At 34.1% G+C, this 15,423-nt stretch carries 14 protein-coding genes; all 14 read right to left on the minus strand.

The window, feature by feature from the left end:
• Positions 1-16: 16 nt before the first annotated feature.
• Entirely contained in the window at positions 17-889 is an 873-nt protein-coding gene (gene galU / locus JZO76_RS11880) for a UTP--glucose-1-phosphate uridylyltransferase GalU (protein WP_206904750.1), read from the minus strand.
• A gap of 32 nt (positions 890-921) precedes the next feature.
• Complete coding sequence (locus JZO76_RS11885; protein WP_206904757.1) at positions 922-1,938, minus strand: nitroreductase family protein; 1,017 nt, start codon at positions 1,936-1,938, stop codon at positions 922-924.
• Between the two features lie 43 nt (positions 1,939-1,981).
• Positions 1,982-3,079, minus strand: a complete 1,098-nt coding sequence (gene glf / locus JZO76_RS11890; protein WP_206904765.1) for a UDP-galactopyranose mutase — start codon at positions 3,077-3,079, stop codon at positions 1,982-1,984.
• A 30-nt stretch (positions 3,080-3,109) separates the two neighbouring features.
• Positions 3,110-4,354 carry an oligosaccharide flippase family protein gene (locus JZO76_RS11895; protein ID WP_206904780.1) on the minus strand — a complete coding sequence of 415 codons (1,245 nt, stop codon included), beginning with the start codon at positions 4,352-4,354 and terminating at the stop codon, positions 3,110-3,112.
• Positions 4,344-5,504, minus strand: coding sequence for a polysaccharide pyruvyl transferase family protein (locus tag JZO76_RS11900; RefSeq protein ID WP_206904782.1), 1,161 nt, complete (start codon positions 5,502-5,504; stop codon positions 4,344-4,346). The genes JZO76_RS11895 and JZO76_RS11900 overlap by 11 nt, the downstream gene beginning before the upstream one ends.
• Positions 5,505-5,525: 21 nt before the next feature.
• Positions 5,526-6,491 (minus strand): glycosyltransferase family 2 protein, encoded by a 966-nt coding sequence (locus JZO76_RS11905; RefSeq protein ID WP_206904784.1) that lies wholly within the window; start codon positions 6,489-6,491, stop codon positions 5,526-5,528.
• Between the two features lie 740 nt (positions 6,492-7,231).
• Positions 7,232-8,473 (minus strand): hypothetical protein, encoded by a 1,242-nt coding sequence (locus JZO76_RS11910; RefSeq protein ID WP_206904785.1) that lies wholly within the window; start codon positions 8,471-8,473, stop codon positions 7,232-7,234.
• 199 nt (positions 8,474-8,672) lie between these two features.
• Positions 8,673-9,452 (minus strand): DUF4422 domain-containing protein, encoded by a 780-nt coding sequence (locus JZO76_RS11915; RefSeq protein WP_206904787.1) that lies wholly within the window; start codon positions 9,450-9,452, stop codon positions 8,673-8,675.
• 29 nt (positions 9,453-9,481) lie between these two features.
• Positions 9,482-10,171: a sugar transferase gene (locus JZO76_RS11920; RefSeq protein ID WP_206905321.1), complete on the minus strand. Its 690-nt coding sequence runs from the start codon at positions 10,169-10,171 to the stop codon at positions 9,482-9,484.
• 98 nt (positions 10,172-10,269) lie between these two features.
• Positions 10,270-11,034, minus strand: a complete 765-nt coding sequence (locus JZO76_RS11925; RefSeq protein ID WP_206904789.1) for a tyrosine-protein phosphatase — start codon at positions 11,032-11,034, stop codon at positions 10,270-10,272.
• A 27-nt stretch (positions 11,035-11,061) separates the two neighbouring features.
• Complete coding sequence (locus tag JZO76_RS11930; RefSeq protein ID WP_206904792.1) at positions 11,062-11,766, minus strand: CpsD/CapB family tyrosine-protein kinase; 705 nt, start codon at positions 11,764-11,766, stop codon at positions 11,062-11,064.
• A gap of 13 nt (positions 11,767-11,779) precedes the next feature.
• Complete coding sequence (locus JZO76_RS11935) at positions 11,780-12,556, minus strand: YveK family protein (protein ID WP_206904794.1); 777 nt, start codon at positions 12,554-12,556, stop codon at positions 11,780-11,782.
• Between the two features lie 40 nt (positions 12,557-12,596).
• Complete coding sequence (locus JZO76_RS11940) at positions 12,597-13,475, minus strand: hypothetical protein (RefSeq protein WP_128704472.1); 879 nt, start codon at positions 13,473-13,475, stop codon at positions 12,597-12,599.
• 1,027 nt (positions 13,476-14,502) lie between these two features.
• Positions 14,503-15,414 (minus strand): conjugal transfer protein, encoded by a 912-nt coding sequence (locus JZO76_RS11945; RefSeq protein WP_206904798.1) that lies wholly within the window; start codon positions 15,412-15,414, stop codon positions 14,503-14,505.
• Positions 15,415-15,423 lie beyond the last annotated feature (9 nt).

Below are 15,423 nucleotides of genomic sequence, written 5' to 3' on the forward strand. Positions count from 1 at the left end.
ACATATCATTTCTTTATTATAATGTCGCCGCAAGACGCTTAATATAAGCCTTCAATTCTTCACCAATTTCAGGATGTTTCAGACCCATTTCCACATTAGCTTCAACCATGCCTAGTTTATCCCCAACATCATAACGCTTGCCTGTAAATTCATGGGCAAAAACCCGTTGAATCTTATTCAAACTATCAATGGCATCCGTCAACTGAATTTCGTTGCCGGCACCAGGAGTTTGATTTTCTAAAATTTCAAAGATTTCAGGTTTCAATAAGTAGCGACCAATAATCGCTAAATCGCTAGGTGCATCTTCAGGCTTTGGTTTTTCCACAAAAGAATTCACATCATACAAGCCCTTAGAAACTTCCTTATTTGGATTGATGATCCCGTACTTAGAAGTTTCGTTATGGGGAACCTTCATTACAGCCAAAGTCGATGCTTGAGTTTGTTCATAATCATCAATCAGCTGTTTCGTTAAAGGCACCTTATCTTCCATGATGTCATCTCCCAACATCACGATAAAAGGTTCATCCCCCACAAAAGCCTTCGCCTGCAAGACTGCATGTCCCAAGCCTAGCGGATGTTTTTGACGAATAAAATGCAAGTTAATGGCAGTCGTCGCTTCGACCAATGCCAACAACTCAGTCTTATTCTTTTCTGCAAGGTTTTGTTCCAATGCCAAATTGGCATCAAAATGATCTTCAATCGGTCGCTTGCCCTTACCAGTTACCACCAAAATATCTTCAATCCCAGAAGCAATCGCCTCTTCAACGATAAATTGAATCGTTGGCTTATCAACAATTGGCAACATTTCTTTGGCAATCGCTTTTGTCGCTGGTAAAAACCGTGTACCTAACCCCGCTGCGGGGATGATTGCTTTACGGACTTTTTTCATTGTACTCTCTCCCTTTGACAACTACGTTCATCTTATAAAAATGTTGTTATACTTTCTGGATCATTTCTAAATGATTTACAATATAGATTTTCTTGATTAAAATTCCCAACTGCAATATACATAATTAAATTTTCATTTTCTGGTACGTTTAAAACTTTTCTTGTACTTATTTCGTCTTTAATATTAAACATTGTATGAAGAGGGCATGCTGCTAAACCCACATACTCCAAACCATTCAATATTGACATGGAAAACAACCCACCATCGATATATACTTGATTTCTTTCTTTTGTTTCAATAAAAGCGCTCGTATCCGTTGTTATCAGTAGCAGACAAGGCGGTAGCTTATATCCTTTGAAACCAGCTTGTATATTTAAGGCTTGTTCAATTAATTTTTCATCGGTTATCACTCGAATTCGAGAGGATTGTCGATTACATACAGAAGGTGTTTTCATTGAGATTGCAATTACTTCTTTAATCCTATTAATATCTACTGGATCATCTGAATACTCTCTTATTGCAAAACGATTTTCAAAAAGCGTTTTATAGTCTTTCTTTTGATTATCTAATTTCTGTTGAATATTAACTTCTTCAAAACCACCAATTTTTGAAGTACAATTTGCAATCTCATTTTTAATAAATTTAAAATTATTTGTATAGTGTTCGGGAAGTTGTTTCCCCAACTTTTCGTGTTTTTCAGCATAGGTCTTTAAACAACTTAGAGCATTTATGTAAACCTTGTTTTCTTTTGAATATCCCTTATTAATATATTCTTTAAGAAATCCAGATAGTTCTGTAAGAGGATTTTTGCCAAATCCCGCTCTAAATTTACGATGACTTAGCCCTTTTTCTAACTGATGTGCCCGAAAAGTAATTTTTGCATTTAATTGGTTCTCATCAGATGAAAAGACGTTTGAAAAATTATCATAATACTTTTTTTTATCCCATCGATATTGCTTTGATAAACTAAATTTTGACGCTTTAAACTTTAAATACGCCACATTCTTAGGTCCTAGAGTTCTTTTTACACTAGATTTCAATGAAGTCATTGTCATTGTTCCTCCTATAATTAACTTCTTGCAAATTACTTAATCAGAAATATTTTTTCGTCAAACTCAACGCTTCAGCAATCACCATGTGCATATCAAAGTATTTGTACATGCCCAAGCGGCCGCCAAAAATCACTTTACCTTCTTTGCCAGCAAGATCTTTATAGTGTTGGTATAGTCCGTTATTTTTATCATCGTTTACTGGATAATAAGGTTCATCACCAGGATGCCAATCTGCAGGGTATTCTTTAGTAATAATGGTTTTTTCTTGCGTACCAAACTCAAAATGCTTATGTTCGATAATCCGTGTATAAGCATGATCCGCATCAGTATAATTGACTACCGCATTTCCTTGATAATTTTCTTCATCAAGGATTTCATTTTCAAATTTCAATGAACGGTATTCCAAACGCCCGAATTTATAATCGTAATATTGATCAATCATTCCAGTGTAGACAATTTTGTCAGCTTCTGCTTCAAATTGTTCCCGATTATCAAAGAAATCAGTGTTTAGTTGGACTTTGATATTTGGATGATCCAACATTTTTTCCACGATTTGTGTATAACCACCAATTGGAATTCCTTGGTATTTATCGTTGAAATAATTGTTATCATATGTCAACCGTACAGGTAAACGTTTGATGATAAATGCTGGTAATTCAGTACAAGAACGTCCCCATTGTTTTTCAGTATAATCTTTAATCAATTTCTTATAGATATCTATGCCCACTAAAGAAATAGCTTGTTCTTCCAAATTCTCTGGCTCTTTGCCGCCTAAAACTGCCCGCTGCTCGTCAATTTTCTCTTTGGCTTCAGCAGGAGTTACCACACCCCATAACTTATTGAAAGTGTTCATATTGAAAGGCATATTGTAAATTTCACCATGATAATTAGCAATTGGTGAATTAGTATAACGGTTAAACTCCGCAAATTGATTCACATAATCCCAAACTACTTTATTTGAAGTATGGAAGATATGGGCACCATATTGATGGAACTGAATGCCTTCTACTTCTTTTGTATAAATATTTCCGGCAATATGATCACGTTTTTCAATGACCTTAACCTGATGGCCCTTCTTCGCAGCCTCATTTGCAAAAATCGCTCCAAAAAGACCTGATCCGACTACTAGATAATTCATTTTTAATTTAACTCCCTCACACTTATTAGACTAATCTCCTAATTTTTTTGAAATCAAGTATCTATTTCTATATAACGCAATACCTCTAAAAATGGCCATCAATAAATTAACAACGCTCATAACAATCACAACATTTAACAATGTAATACTATTTGTAGCCCATAGTATGAAATAACAAACTAAATTTACTATAGTTGCAAATGGTAATGCCGCATTAGCATAGTTTGCCTTTCCAATTGGAGATAAGGCAGGGTATCCCAAAAACAAACTGAAAAATCCAAAAAAGGTATTCACCACTAAAATTCTTAAGTATATACCCGCTTCTGCATAGTTTGGTCCTAAAACTAAGCTACATACAAAATCAGCAAAAACAAAAATAACAGTACACCCTAAAAACCAAATTATTCCACCAAAAATGATAATTTTTTTCAAAAATTTGTAATCTTTATTTCGTACCATATGTGGATAAATACTATCATTTACTGGTGTCAACAACATATCTCCAGCAGTAGTTATTTTGGTAATCCCGGATAGAATTCCTGTCTCAATTGACGATGGAGAAAATTTCAATCCCAAGAAAAAAGTACCTATCGAATTATTGATACTCACTGAAACTCTTGATAAGAAGTACGGAAACCCCTCACGAAGTATTTCAATTATACTTTTAATACTAAGAGAAGTAACCTTAACACCCTTTTTAAACATCATTATTACAGTAATTATTAAAGCAGCAAGGTCTCCTATTATATAAGATAATGGAACCAGATTTACTTGTTGATCACCAGATACTAGAAATAGCACCAACCCTATACATAATGACTTTGCAATGACAGCTCTTATTGTTATAGTTTTCATTTCTTCTATTCCTCTAAAATAAAAATCTGGTAATAAAGCTTTAATAAAGGAATCTAAAATAAAGAGCCCCACAAACAGAAAATTTTCTCTAATCATTTTAATAAAAACAGCACTAAATAAAAACAGAAATAATGATATTATTGATAGAAATATTTTAGCAAAAGTAACAGTTGTAACAGCCTCATTTATTTTGCCAAAATCCGACTGATACTTTGCAATTTGTGCCGTACCTGAAATGCTGAATCCATATTCTACAATCATTTGAAAAATTAATACAAATGACATCGAAAAGCCTACCAAACCAAATTTTTCAACACTTAATACACGAGAAAGGTATGGGAACAACATTAGTCCTAAAAAATAATTTGAAAATGTTAAGATATATAAAAACAAGGTGTTTTTAGCAATTTTATTTTTCATTCTTTATCAACTCAGTTTGGGTTTTTTTTACCTCTTCTTGAACAGTAGCTAAAGAAGTCTGCAGCCACTCCAAAGAGTCCGTCTTTAATTTTTTTAAATTATCATTAGCAACTTTAAAATCGATATTCTTATTTAAGTGAATCTCAGTATTTGCAATAACATTTTGTTTTGTTAATTCTAATAGTGATAAAATAGAGTCCAATCTCTCATCAGTTTTAATTTTCCCACCATCATTATCTGCAATTCTAAAAAATATTTTATTGTAGATTATTGAAAAAACAATCCCGTGAAACGAATTTGATATTACATATTTAGCATCATGAATATATTTTATAAACTCCGATGGCCCTGCTTCAAAATCAACTTTTTGCCCATAAATTTGACATTTATAAGTATTTACGCCAGTGAATACTGTTACCACAGGTAAATTTAGCATCTCACTAATTTTCTTAACAGTAGATAGCACTTCTTTGCTCGCCTTGATACAGTAAAAAAAGATATAATCCCCATCAAATTTACAATCAGCGTTATTGTATAATTCATTGTAGTCATTTTTTTCCAATAAGAATGTTGGATCTAAAACAACTTGAATACGTTTTTCAGGAATCAATTTATCTAAAGCTACTTTAACTGATTGTTCTCTAACAGATAGGTATTCAAATTTCTTAATACTTTCAATAATATCCGAACCAAATTGATTTGTAAGTGATTTACCAAAACTAGGAGCATAAGAAATTTTGTGTTGGTTTACTGGCAATAAGTATATGTTAGAAAAATCTGGCATAGAAGCATTATTCCAGATCTGGTCACTACCAGCAATTAAGCAATCATATTCCTGAGAAACTTCAGCAAATTTATTTTCCTCATCAAACCTATCAGTCAGATTTAAATTATCAAGCACATTATTAAATCTATTCTTTCTTTTAGTTAATTTATTATAATGTGGGATATTCAACGCACCTTTTATCAATCCTTTTAATGATAATTCTTTAAAAATGATATTCTGATACAACGAATATTGAGCAGTTGGTACAAAATTAATAATTTTATTTGGATATCCCATTTTATAAATAGTTTTTTGCAGCGCATAGGCTTGTAAGAATGAGCCATTATTATGTGCAGTGTGTAAAGTTACAGTCGCTGTCTTCATTTACTAATCCATCCATTCTTTTTATCGATTAATTTTTAAGTATAAATTCCAACAATACCTATAGCCATCTAACCCTAAATATTTAAGAATTCTGTAAGCTATTTTATCTCTTCGAGGAATAACTTCACTTCTGATTAACTCATCATAAGAAAGAATATCCTTTTTTAAATCCAAGCTAATATTTTTATAATTTTCTCTATTTTTAGATGTTAGAATTTGATTCAAAGTACTAAATCTAGACCACAAAATTCTTCTTTGTGTATATAAGTTTAGAGACGGATATCTTTGAAGAATAAAATCTGCTGCTTGATCTGTCATCTCTAATAAATCTAATTTTTTTTCTGTAAATTGTCTGTTTACAGTTGAATCCTCTCTATTGACATAAAAATAGATGCTTTTTGAACCAAATGCAATTTTCGATGAATTTGCAACTATTTGATATGTTATTAATGAATCTTCAAAAATTTTTCCACTTGGAAATCTATGCTCATTAAAAAATTCCTTACGGAACATTTTTGCCCATACTCCCATATCAAATCCATCATCTAACAACATACGTTTTATAGTTGTCTCAGCGTTCATAACTACCATTTCTCCAGTACCTCGATCTTTTCTTCTTTTAGGAGTTATATAGGTATATGTAGCTATAGAAATATCGGCTTGATTTTTTATAGCAAGATTCAATAAAAATTCTATATAATCTGGAGTAACATAGTCATCAGAATCAACAAAAGTAATCCACTCCCCATTAGCATTATCTAATCCCAAGTTTCTAGCATCAGATTGACCACTGTTCTTTTTATGATAGACACTTATTCTAGAATCTTGTAAGGCTAAGGTATCACAAATATAACCAGATTTATCTGTAGATCCGTCATTGACTAGAATAATCTCTATGTCTTTATATGTCTGATTACGAAGGCTTTTAACACATTTAGTTAAGTATCTTTCAACGTTATAGACTGGTATAATAATACTTACTGTCATAAATTTCTCCTTTATTCCAATACCAAATGATAACATTATAATTTTTTTAGTTATATTTTAACTTTCCTTTTGTGAAGCTTGTAATCACAAAATACAGGACAATGAAATAATAGATCATTTCATTATGTGTACTATAAAAAGTTGTCGTTATAATAAACGAAAGAAAAAACAATACCACAATATATTCTTTTTTACATAAGAATTTTTTTAAATAGAAACAAAAAGCAAAACATAAGAAACAAAAATAAAAATAGGAAATTCACTAAAAAATGAAAAATGAACAGAGTGCATAGGTATTCTTCCCTGAAATACCGCAGCAAAACCAGTAGGATCCAAAAGTTGAAATCTAGAATAATCAATTCATGTTGCTAAAAATAAAACTACTACTATCCATAAGGCTGATTCCAAATAAAATGTAACAATATCTTTTAATTTACTTTCTATATTGTACCAAAATAATAATAAACTTAATCCTGTAGACCCAAAAATTTCTCCAACAGATAGACTAATCTATCAAAAATGTAAATAGAAGCATACTTTTATAGAAGAAAAATTTCAAATGATTTTTTAGCTGCATAGAACATATACACTCCATATTGATAAAATTGAACCTTTTTCACTTCTGCTGATTAAATGTTTCCAACAATAAAATCACATTTTTCAATATTCTTTATTTACTTAATAACCTTTTTTAGCAGCTTCATTTGCAAATATAACTCCAAATAATTCTAAGCTTACTATTAAATTAACAGCTCTCCCTCATCTGTTAATTTAATTGCTGTTAAGAAAGCTAGAATAGCAATTGATATTGTAGTATATGTTATTACAGTATTAAAAATTAGCAATAGATAACACAACACAAAAAAGACATTCTCAAAATTCTTTTTTTTCAAAGAATATTTAGTAAAACTAATGAAGGGAATTGTATAAAACAAAAGAAATAACAGTCCACCATCTTGTATAATTTGTGAAAAAACACTGGTATGTCCTGTAAGAATTCCAGCTTTTTCTGCTTTGAAACCATATCCGAATAGCGGACGCAAACCCCAACTATATACAGCATTACTAAAATTATTTATCCGTATATCATCAGAGTTTCCCATATTAATCTTCTCATTTAATAATTTTATAATAAAAAAAGAAGCGAAAAAGAAGATGATCGGTGTGAAAGCTAGTATTGGAAGGTTGACACCTCCGGTTTCTTTTTTTAAATTTTTAAGAATTAAAAAAAACATGCCGAGAGCTGTTACAATGAGTCCCGTAGTTGAGTACGTGGTAATCAACGCAATTAATCCAATCATTAATCTATATCTTTTTTTATCTTCAAATAAGAACAACTCGAACAATATTGCTATCACAATTACAAAAGCATACATTGGACCTTCAACAAAGATACCGGTATTTCTTCCCTGGCTCAATAAAGAATATGCTCCTGGTTGAGCTACAAAAAACACATTATAAAAGGATGCTATGTTTTGTGCTCCCCCCCAAAAAATATTAACAATTTTTGTTGGAGACAAAACTTTTAGCGTTGGGCCTAGAATATAGAAAAAAAGTGAAATAACATTTATTACAAAAACACCATTGATAATATCCTTAATAAAATAGTATTTATTATTCTTTTTTAATAAGAAATACATATAAATTAGATCAAAAATAACTATTAGTAAACCTAATATCATAAGGCTTTCTTTGATATTTCCTATTTGACTCATATTTCTATATGGGAAAAAAATATTCAAAACAAAAATTAATACTATTAGACTATTCATAAACATACAATTAGTCAAAAAAATTTTTAGTATAGATTTATTAAATATCATTTTCATTTCTTCTGATTGAATTACAATCAAAAAAATCAATACTAGCACAAAAGTTATCGTTATTAATATATCACCAGGAAATGTTGTCATTTTCGTATAGACTGATTGACATCCTAAAACAAGCAAAAAGCTTAATATAAACTGTAATTTTCTAATCATAATTACCCTTTCAAACTATTTTTATTATGTTTTTTTCAGGCTTTTGTTTTATTCATATTATGTGATAAATTCAATAGTTCTTAATTTTATAATCTTTTTTTACCCATTTATTTCTCGTAAATTGAAAGAAAATTCCACATAACTTCTCTTGGTTTTTCAATTTAATTTCCTTCATGATATTTTTTCTAAAAAACAAGTTTTAATACCTACTCACTTGTAGTTTAGCCTTCAAAAATTTAGTTCCTTTTTCTAGCCATGATCGTTTTTCCATAAAAATCACTGGAATTTCTTCGTATGAACAGCCATTTTTATCTATCCAAACATCCAACAAGATTTCACTTACTCGACCAAAAACTCGTGCATGGAAACTATTGTATTCAGAAATATCTAGCTTTTCCTCTAAAGCGAATAAAATTGAAAACATCCATTCACAATAAGAATCAAATTTTTCTTCTGACATAATAAACATGTTAAACATATGAGCAGATTTTCGTTGTAAAATTTTATCATAAGAAGCTAGGTAGTCAGGATATAGAGCTTCAATAATTTCTCGTGTCACGACCAAGTCTTGTGGGTAATGAGTATGGTTATAATGAGATTCAATTGACTCAATGTAGTAATTTCGCTTTTTTGGTAATACAATGTCGGCTTTGTCCAATTTTTGCATTAATGTTTGTTGATCTAAAACATCAGTGAATGTCCCTTGAGCAAAGATACTAACATTTTTATTTTTTGAAAAATGGCGGCGATAATGGGATAATCCTTTGTAATCCGCAGATACATTTTTCCATAACCAATATAAAGCCGTTAATTCTGAATAATTGGCATTTTTACTAGAAATATTTTCACCAGTATTGTCTTTTTCATACCCCAATTCCTCAGGATGCATTGCAGCGCCACTTTGGATAGGTAAGTACATCTCATCTTTAGGCATTTGATAGCTTTTATGGGTAGCAATGCCAATTTTAATAGTTTTCATTTACGTCTATTCAATCCCTTTTTTCTAATTTAATATGCCCCATTCGGCTTAATCATTACTTTAATAGTTTTGAATATAATCTTGATATCATTCAAAGTACTACGATTTTGAATGTACTCCACATCGAAGTCCACCATTTCTTCAAAGCCAACTTCATTTCGTCCGCTGACTTGCCATAAACCTGAGCAACCTGGTTTTACCAATAACCGTTGCATGTCATGGGGAGTGTATTCAGCGACTTCTCTTTCCAAAGGTGGTCGAGGACCAATCAGACTCATATCCCCTTTAACGACATTTAAGAGTTGGGGTAGTTCGTCTAAACTGGTGCGACGAATCATTTTACCAATTTTGGTAACTCGAGGATCGTCTTTCATTTTAAACATGGCACCATCGATTTCATTTTGTTCCATTAGTTCTGCTAATTTTTCTTCAGCATCGATACACATAGAACGAAATTTATACATGGTGAACAATTTGCCATTGCGCCCGACCCGTGTTTGGGCAAAAACCACTGGTGAGCCAGGTTCTTCTTGGCGAATTTTATAAGCTACATATGCCATGAGTGGTGAAGCAAGAACTAATCCAACAGTTCCGCCAACAACATCAATTCCTCGTTTAACAAAATCATAGCCTTTTTGTCTTTTCAATTTTTCTTGATCGACCCATTGCAACTTAAAATACTGATCTTGGTAGTGCTTTTTTAAATCATCCGCCTTCATGATATTAAAAAAGTTTTCCGTCATCACCATTCATACTCCTCCTGTTTTTCTCATCTCTCTATTTCCAAAAAATTTTATAAGTAACATCGTCAGCTCAACTAAAATAATCCAAACCGTTTCTTCTTAGCTTCTGTATAATCTGGGTATGTGACCGCATCCCCATTTATCAAATCTTTCGCCACTTGTTCCATAGCTTTGACTTTTTCTTCATCAAAGTCATGTCCGATTTGGCGAAAGGCTTCTTTCATTGCAAACGTTCTTTTTTTGATACCATGAGCGTCAGACGCCATCATCTGAACGAGGTTATGCTCAACCATCTGCTTTGCCGTCTTTTGGATGTCTTTACCAAAGACACCTATGTAGCTTGGAGCGGTGAGTTGCGCGAGGCACCCCATCTCCAAGTATGGAATCAGGCGATTGGGATCTTCACGAAACTTCGCATTTCTTTCCGGATGGACGATGACTGGCACCTTTCCCATATTTCGCAGCTTGAAAAAAAGTTGCTCTGTATAGGCTGGGACATCCATCGTAGGAAATTCAATCAAAAGATAGGTATCTGCTAAATCTGTAGACAAAATCTGATCTTGTTGGATTTCTTCTACTAAATCCCCCGTAATCCGCACCTCTTGCCCTTCCAGTAGGGTCAGAGGGAGGTTACGACGGTCGAGTTCCGCCTGGAGCTCAGCCACTTTATCGATGACCGCAGCTTTCGGATTCACATATTTTCCATTATTATGATGGGGGGTACACAAGATATGTGTGATGCCTTGGCTGATGGCTTTTTCTGCCATGGCAATGCTATCAGCTAACGTATCTGCCCCATCATCTACTCCCGGTAAGATATGACAATGAAGATCAATCATCCAATCTCCTCCTCAAATCAATTCAACTTAGTTACCATAATAATAGTAGTAACCTTGGTCTTTCATATTTTGCGTGCCATTGTATACCACGCCTAATACCCGCGCTTGCACCATTTCCAACAGATTTTTCGCATTGGTTAATGCATCTTTTCGCGTGACGTTTTCTCTAACAACTAGCAGTGTGCCGTCAGCTTTTGACGCCATAATCTGAGCGTCCGTCACGGCGACCACGGGTGGCATGTCGAAAATAACAACATCATACAGGTGGCGTGCTTCCTCAATGACTTGGTTCATACGTACAGAGCCCAGTAATTCAGAAGGGTTTGGCGGCTTAGGACCACTTGGTAAGATGGCCAGATTTTCGATTCCGACTGTGCGCGCATTTTCCAAGATGCTTTGATTGGTACTCAAGACGAGGCTCAGACCGGTATCATTACTTAACCCAAATGTTTTGTGAACCGTTGGCTTACGCATATCCGCATCCACCAAAAGCACACGTTGACCGGAACTAGCGAAAACTACGGCAAGATTCGCTGAAGTCGTGGATTTACCCTCTGATGGTCCAGAGGAAGTCACGACGATGGTCTGAATTTTTTTGTCTGCTGAAGCAAACTGGATATTGGTCCGAATCGTCCGGTACTGTTCTGAGATTGGTGACGTTTTGTCTGCTAGTGTGATGAGACTGACGGCACTGGTTTGTTGGCTATGATGTTTACTGTTTCGTTTTCCCATAATCGATATCTCCCTATACTCGTGAGCGACTGCGACGAGCTTTGTCTTGTTTGGTTGTGGAATTGTCCTGATTTTGCACTGCAGCGATTGAGTTTGTGGTCTTCTTAAGCTCTTTATCTGTCATTTGTGGGACTGAGCCAAGGATGGTAAAGCCGAGATTTTCTGCTACGAACCGGCTATCTTTGACGGTACGGTCCAACAGTTCCAATAAGAAGGCCAAGCCAACCCCTACCATCATCCCTAGAACCAAGCCGATTGCTAAGTTCAGCTTGTTGTTGGGAGAGACTGGTGTCATGGAGGCTTGTGCATTTGAAATGATTGAAATCTTGTCGACATCCAAAACATCTTTGGCATTTTCTTGGAAGACTTTCGCTGTGGTGTTGGCGATATGTTCCGCATCCACTGGTTTTGTATCGGTTGCTACGATGGAAAACATTTGGGAATTCTGGGATTGTTGGACTTGGATGGCACCTTTGAGTTCACTGACAGTTTTATCCAGATCATATTCTGACTCCAGACGATCTTTGACAGTGCTCATAACCAAGTCGCCAGTAATCATATCTTTATACGTATTAATCATCAATAAGTTCGTATTGACATCTCCGGCATTGGTCGCATCTGTTCGAGGTAGTTTAACAATCAATTGGGCTTGTGAATTGTATTTCGGCGTAATGATAAAAAACGTCGCCACGCTTGCCAGAGCCAAGCCAGCGAACATACTAATCAATATTGCAGCGACATGCTTCTTTAAGATGTCAAATATTTCCTTCAAACTGATTGTCTCTTCCATTAGTGTTCCCACTTTCTCTTTCATTTTCTACAAAGACTGTTTACTGTTCGTCGTCAGGCTCAGCATATTCTTCGGTGAATGCTTCTTCATGAGAATTACCTTCATCAGAAGACTCATTTCCCGACTCACCGCTATCACCTGGTGACAAGGTACCGTATCCTAACTGCTCACTTATGGTGTTCAGTGAGGCTGTAAAGGATTCCTTATAGGTGAGATTACGAACTTGACCGATGCTCTCTGCTAAGGCAATATAGCTTTCATAATTTGCCTTGTCTGTGATTTGACCATTTTTAAGTAAGCTGTCGATGGTTGCTTCAATGTTCTTAATCCTAGTCAACTGTGCATTGGCAAAATCTAGATACTCAGTGATATTTTTTTGCCATTGGTCAGCTAACGTCGACAGTTTCAAGGTTTCTCGAATTTCTCCGATTGATTCGTCTGAAATGTCTTTTTTAATCACTACATCATTAACCGGCTTCTGCCAAGAACTCACAGGATTCTCAAACAAGTTATTGGTCTTTTCTTGAATAGTTAATTTGTCATTGACCAAATTAACTTTTTTCACAAGGGCGTCTTTGGTCTCTTGAATCCCCCCAGCATCGTCTGTTAGGTCTTCTGCTTGAATATGGTATTCTTCAGCATCAACTTTGACAGATTCAAGCTTTCCTCGTACGGCCGCAAGCTCGGACTCCGTCAAATTTTCTCTCAAAAAAATTGATTGACCTTCTTGATAAAACGAATCAATGGTTTTTGTGAGAGTCGCTAACTGCTCTTGGCTTTTTGCAATGGTGCTATTGGCGTACTGAACTCGTTGTTCATACTGATGTGTTTTATCGGCTCGGTAACCGATGTAACATATACCCAGTGCTCCGATACCGACGGCTACGACAGCTAGGCCTTTTGCTAAGGGTCTTCCCATCTAACTTTACTCACTCCCAAAAAATTGTTATTTGTCACAATTGTTCATATTATACTATACTCAACTAAATATTTCCAAAGTATCCAAAAAAGTGTTTTTTGAAGCTATTTGCGATAAAGATTCAAAAAAACTAAGCATTGTACACTTTTAACTCTAGTGATGCACCAACTATAGTACGTTTCGCATAAACGATATTTTATCAAATTGGATAGTCAAAATATGACTACCTACTTCGATATGCAAAAAAACATAAAAGTATGAATCTATCAAATTATGCAGCATTCTGGAATAAACTAGTTAGCTGAGTACAAGTCTCTGGCTGTACTTAGTAGATTTTTCTGTTGTTGCTATCATAGTGGCTGTCCAGAATTATTGCAAGTAGTATTTTCTGAGTTTTTTTCGAAAAAATGACTTTTCTATTTCCCGCAAAAAGAATCAGTAACTAGAAAAGTCACTCATAGATGTTGTTTAATGTAAGTGTGTAGGATAAGTCTGCCGAATAACTCCCGGCAGTAGCATCAAATTATGATTTTCAATTTTAGCACTAAGAGCGTACTGCTACATCCCAAGTCAAGGATGTAGTTATTCCCAATTTAGTGTTACCAATCCAAACCGATAGTAATTTATAAATATCCGTCAAATAAATTGACACTAAACTTAGGAGACAGTTTTATGAACAGATACAGATGCTTATTTCTTTTGTGAGTCTCTTTTTGATTTGCATACAAGAAAAAAGTGTTGGCAGAAAATCGGTTTCGATTTTCCACCAACACAAAATATTATAGAACCTTGATTTCATACGCATTACTTAGCCTTGCTCCACTAAATGATACAGATTAACTAGGACACTCGTATCATTTTCTCCTGCGGTTCCCTTCCAAAAAAACCATTAAATCAATATTAATCTCAGAAATTAATACTAAAAAACCGCATCATTTATGATACGGTTCCCCATGATTGATCCACCTTACTTGGTGAATTCACTCTACCAACAATAACATCATTCACCTATTATTCTAACTTGTTTTTATTCAGAGACAATAATTCTCCAATTTCCATCATTTTGTAATTCCAATTCATACTGAAAGTAATTCGTTACTTTTGATAGAGTATCAAGGTATTTTACATCAACTCTCACTTGAATACTTTTTTCATTTTGTGTATAAATTGGATTCACTAATTCCACAAATTTAAGATTCGAATTGATTGGTCGCATAACATCATTTTCTACATAATACTCAAGTTCTTTTTCTGAAGCAGTTGGATAAAGCTTGAAAAAGGTCTCTAGAAACTCAGTGATTTCCTCCGATGTCTTAGCATTAATCTCTGAATCAGTCTCTAGTTGTTTTGCTTTATAATTCGCTTTTCCTGGCTTTGCAATCATAGTCGGTAAGCTTATCATAATATGGTTTCCTTTTTTATCTTCAAAAATACTCACTCGATATGCAGAAGAAACCTGTTGTGTCTTTTTCCCCTCTGTAATCTTTTGCTCCACTAAAAATGAAATAACAAATTCTTCTGAGTGCTTCTCAACATCTAGAATTTTTACTACTTGAACTTCGGAACTAGTGGGAATATCCGCTCGAACCATATCTTGACTTAAAGTCACCCCTTCCTCAGTCAGATATTGTTCAAGAGTAGTCATTCTCTTTTCGATGGCTTCTTTGTCATTCTTCCAAGAAAAATACTCCTTCGCAAAATCAATCGTAAAGTTCTCGACACCAGAAGTATTCACTATTTTTTCTTTCACAACCACTTTCTCATGAGTCGTGTGTCGGTCAATTGCTGTGAAATTTTTGTATATCCCAAAAGCGAGACTACAAAACAATAAAAACCAAAGGACAAGAACCATTTTTCGATGCTTGCCCACTGAAATTACTCGTTCTTTCTTCTTTTTTGGAGTCTTCTCCTTCTGACTTCGTTCAATTTTTATGTTCATTTTCCATTC

The sequence above is a fragment of the Candidatus Enterococcus myersii genome (genome assembly GCF_017316025.1).
Lineage (GTDB): Bacteria > Bacillota > Bacilli > Lactobacillales > Enterococcaceae > Enterococcus_C > Enterococcus_C montenegrensis.

Bases quoted from the DNA above. Each gene is read 5' to 3' on its own strand.
- galU (WP_206904750.1), bottom strand. From the start codon at position 889: ATGAAAAAAGTCCGTAAAGCAATCATCCCCGCAGCGGGGTTAGGTACA.
- JZO76_RS11945 (WP_206904798.1), bottom strand. From the start codon at position 15,414: ATGAACATAAAAATTGAACGAAGTCAGAAGGAGAAGACTCCAAAAAAG.
- JZO76_RS11930 (WP_206904792.1), bottom strand. From the start codon at position 11,766: ATGGGAAAACGAAACAGTAAACATCATAGCCAACAAACCAGTGCCGTC.
- JZO76_RS11920 (WP_206905321.1), bottom strand. From the start codon at position 10,171: ATGAAGGCGGATGATTTAAAAAAGCACTACCAAGATCAGTATTTTAAG.
- JZO76_RS11905 (WP_206904784.1), bottom strand. From the start codon at position 6,491: ATGACAGTAAGTATTATTATACCAGTCTATAACGTTGAAAGATACTTA.
- JZO76_RS11935 (WP_206904794.1), bottom strand. From the start codon at position 12,556: ATGGAAGAGACAATCAGTTTGAAGGAAATATTTGACATCTTAAAGAAG.
- JZO76_RS11900 (WP_206904782.1), bottom strand. From the start codon at position 5,504: ATGAAGACAGCGACTGTAACTTTACACACTGCACATAATAATGGCTCA.
- glf (WP_206904765.1), bottom strand. From the start codon at position 3,079: ATGAATTATCTAGTAGTCGGATCAGGTCTTTTTGGAGCGATTTTTGCA.
- JZO76_RS11915 (WP_206904787.1), bottom strand. From the start codon at position 9,452: ATGAAAACTATTAAAATTGGCATTGCTACCCATAAAAGCTATCAAATG.
- JZO76_RS11885 (WP_206904757.1), bottom strand. From the start codon at position 1,938: ATGACTTCATTGAAATCTAGTGTAAAAAGAACTCTAGGACCTAAGAAT.
- JZO76_RS11910 (WP_206904785.1), bottom strand. From the start codon at position 8,473: ATGATTAGAAAATTACAGTTTATATTAAGCTTTTTGCTTGTTTTAGGA.
- JZO76_RS11895 (WP_206904780.1), bottom strand. From the start codon at position 4,354: ATGAAAAATAAAATTGCTAAAAACACCTTGTTTTTATATATCTTAACA.
- JZO76_RS11925 (WP_206904789.1), bottom strand. From the start codon at position 11,034: ATGATTGATCTTCATTGTCATATCTTACCGGGAGTAGATGATGGGGCA.
- JZO76_RS11940 (WP_128704472.1), bottom strand. From the start codon at position 13,475: ATGGGAAGACCCTTAGCAAAAGGCCTAGCTGTCGTAGCCGTCGGTATC.